Origin of the sequence: Bartonella sp. AA9NXGY (assembly GCF_042196845.1) — a bacterium.
In the GTDB taxonomy this organism is placed as follows: domain Bacteria; phylum Pseudomonadota; class Alphaproteobacteria; order Rhizobiales; family Rhizobiaceae; genus Bartonella.
Window position 1 is genome coordinate 1 of record NZ_JBHIRB010000044.1, and the last position, 3,754, is coordinate 3,754.

Annotated in this window: 1 pseudogene; it reads right to left on the reverse strand. The window is 41.3% G+C overall.

The features are described from left to right. Window positions 1–3,721: pseudogene (locus ACFIM6_RS09420) on the reverse strand (hypothetical protein); the annotation flags it as partial. Window positions 3,722–3,754: the final 33 nt, after the last annotated feature.

The following is a 3,754-nucleotide window of genomic DNA, read 5'->3' on the forward strand; positions in this document are numbered from 1 at the left end:
CCCTCCATTCGCCACCTTCATAGCTAGCTCCCCCTCCTAAATACATCGCTAGCGTCTGATGCAAGGAATAAAGCTGATTGCCCGTAATCGCCTCTGTCGAACCTTCAGAAATATCGCCATCTAAAACTGACTTCAGTTTGCTCTTACTTCTTTTATCTCCCTTCCCATGAAGCGCTACAAACGCACTGTCTTCATCACTCCACAACAACGCATTCTGCTCAATATTGTCTGAAATCTCATTATGAAGCTTTGTAAAGGAATTGCTTACACCAGCAAACGCTTCCGCAATATTAGGGTAGCTATGCTCTTCTGGACTACCATCATCATTAAATGTCGTAACTTTGAAAGTAGGTGCTACCCATTGACCATCTTCATAGTGAGCTCCACCACCAAAATAAGTCGCCAGCGTCTGATTCAAGGAATAAAGCTGAGAACCATTCACTGCTTCCGTCGAGCCTTCAGAAAGTGTGCCCGCTTTCACGCCAGAGAGACTACGTGCATCACCATTCATGTTTGAAATTGTGATTGCACTACCCTCTTTTTCATCACCTATCTTGATTACCTTCGTAGCATCATCCTGCTTAACAAGACTATCTCCTACAACTTTATTAATCTCATTCTGAAGCTCTTTATGAATATTCATGAATGAATCACCAACACCAGCAAAGGCAGACGCAACATCATCATAACTTTGCTCTTCAACGGCACTGCCATCTTCTTTGACGATCTTAACTTTGAAACTTGGAGCACTCCATTGACCTTCCTTATATTCAGCGCCACCACCTAAATAAGTTGCAACAGTCTTATTCGTATCAAAAAGCTGAGAACCATTGACCACCTCACTTGAGGCTTCCGAAAGCGTTCCTGCTTTCACACCGGAAAGAGTCCGTGCGGCACCATCAATATTCGAAAGCTTAACTTCTGTACCACTCTTTTCACCCCCTACACTAATAACATGTGTCTTTTCATCTTGTTTAACAAGACTATCTCCCACAACTTGGTTAATCTCATTCTTAAGCTCTTTGTGAATATTCGTGAATGAATTCCCTACACCAGCAAATGCTTTAGCAACATCATCATAACTTTGCTCTTCAACAGCACTGCCATCTTCTTTGACGATCTTAACTTTGAAGCTTGGAGCACTCCAATGACCTTCTTTATATTCAGCGCCACCACCAAAGGATTTAGCTATATTCGTAGCTGTTGTTTCAAGATTGTTAGATACACTGCTTACATTTTGATTGGTCGCAAAAAGCTGAGAACCATTGACCGCATCACTTGAGCTTGCAGAAACCTCTCCATTGGAAAGAAATGTAATCTTACTCTTGCTTTCCTTCTCTCCATGCGTCGCTACAAACGCCTCTGCGGCCTTATCCCACAACAGCGCATCGCCTTGAACTTCCTGAGTAATATTCGTGATGTTTTCAGTAAGTTCATTAAACTTATTCGTTAGGTTGTTATTCACATTCTTGAAATTCGTATCAATACCTTCAATGGCTAAACCAACATCACCATAGGATTTTTCTACTACCTCGCCTTTTGCATCAACACTGGATAATTTATAGGTTGGATCCGTGAAAGTACCATCTTTAAAGCTTGTACCTCCACCTAAGTATTTCGCAATATCCTGAGAAACCTTAGAAATCTGACCGCCATTAACCGCATCATGCGAATTCTCACTAATCTGACCTTCGGCAACATTATGCAAACCTACAGGTGTAGAACCCTTACCTTTACCCAAAGTCACACTCGCATAATTAGTGCTGCTATTATCATCACCTTGTTTATCATAGTGAACAACAGCCGATTCATCAGACTGAAGATTATTAGAAAGCTCCTTCAGACTTTTATCAAGCTGACCTTTGTTAACTGCTTCATTATCCCTTGTCGCTGTCTTAATACCTGAAAGTATTCTATCTTGGCTTTCCTTATCCGCAATACTGATGCTCGCACCTTCTTTTTCACCACCAAGCTTGATTACATTTGTCGTGTCATCAAACTTAACAAGACTATCTCCTACAACTTTATTAATTTCATTCTTAAGCTCCTTGTGAATATTCGTGAATGAAGCCCCTACACCAGTAAACGCTTTGGCAACATCATCATAACTTTGCTCTTCAACGGCACTGCCATCTTCTTTGACAATCTTAACTTTGAAACTTGGAGCCGTCCAAGCGCCACCTGCATAACTAGCATCACCACCTAAAGACTGCGCAACACTGTTACCTAGAGCATATAGCTGATTTCCTGTTACAGCATCGCTTGAGTCTTTAGTGATATCCCCATTTGCAAGCGACGTTATCTTGCTGTTCGTCTTGCTTTCCTTGTACCCATGCTTGGCTACAAACGCCTCTGCGTCCTTATTCCACAACAGCGCATCGCCTTGGACAGATTCTGTGATATTCGTGACTTTGTCATTAAAGTCTTTAACCACATTCGTGAAAGAATTACCAACACCTGAAAGAGCTTCTGAAACACTATCGTACTCAGCTTCTTCTGATGTGCCATCTTCTTTAAGGTGTGTAACTTTAAATCTAGGCAACAACCATTGATTTTTCTCATACTTAGCATCACCGTTTAAGTACGATGCAAGATCTTTTCCTAAGGAATAAAGTTGGGAGCCATTTACTGCATCTGTAGATTCTTTCGTAATATCTCCTGCCGCAAGGAACTTAATCTTGCTATTTGTCTTTGCACCGTCTTTTCCTCCATGCAAGGCTACAAAGGATTTTTCACCCTCGCTCCATGATAAAGAATCTTGTGCAACTCCTTCTGAAACTTCCTTAATACGCTGATTCACATTTTTGATATTCTCATCAAGTCCTTCAAATGCTAAACCAACATTGGTAAAGGCTTTTTGTGTTACCTCACCATCTTCAGAAACGCGAGATAAGTTATAAGTAGGGTTAGTAAAGCTACCGTCTTTAAATGCCGCATCGCCACCAAGGAATTTAGCTACATTCTGAGAAATCGTGTTGATCTGACTACCATTAATCGCATCATGTGAACCCTCACCAATGGCACCATCTTTTACATTATGAAGTGCAACTGGTCCTGCATCCTTACCTTTGCCTAAAGTCACACTCGTGTAATCAATGCCGCCATTATCACCCTCTTTTTTATCGTAATGAACAACAGCCGAGTCATCTGATTGAAGACTGTTAGAAAGCTTCTCTAATCTTTTATCAAGCTGACCTTTGTTAACAGCTTCATTATCCTTTGTTGCTTCACCAACACCTGAAAGTGTCCGATCCGTACCAGTCTTGTTGGCTATGTTGATTTCACTGCCTTCTACTTCTTTACCAATAGTGATAACTTTTGTCTTTTCATCCTGCTTGGCAAGGCTATCACTGACAACATTGGTCACATCATTATGAACATTCGTGATAGAACTCGCAACTCCAGCAAATGCTTCCGCTACACTCTTATAGCTTTCTTCACTTTCTTTACCTTCCGCATCAACTTTCTTGATCACAAAACTTGGAGCTTTCCATTGTCCATCTTTATCATAACCAGCTCCTCCACCAAAATACTCAGCAAATGTCTGATTCATTGAATAAAGTTGATTACCAGCGACAGCATCCGTTGATTTAGCGCTAACCTCACCATTTGCAAGGAACGTAATTCTACTGTTTTCTTGTGTCCTTACAGCTCTGCCTTGTTCTTCTTGCTTCTTCTCATGACGCGCTACAAAGGCATCGGCTTCCTTGCTCCATAACAAAGAATCCTGTGCTACTCCTTCAGAAACCTCTTT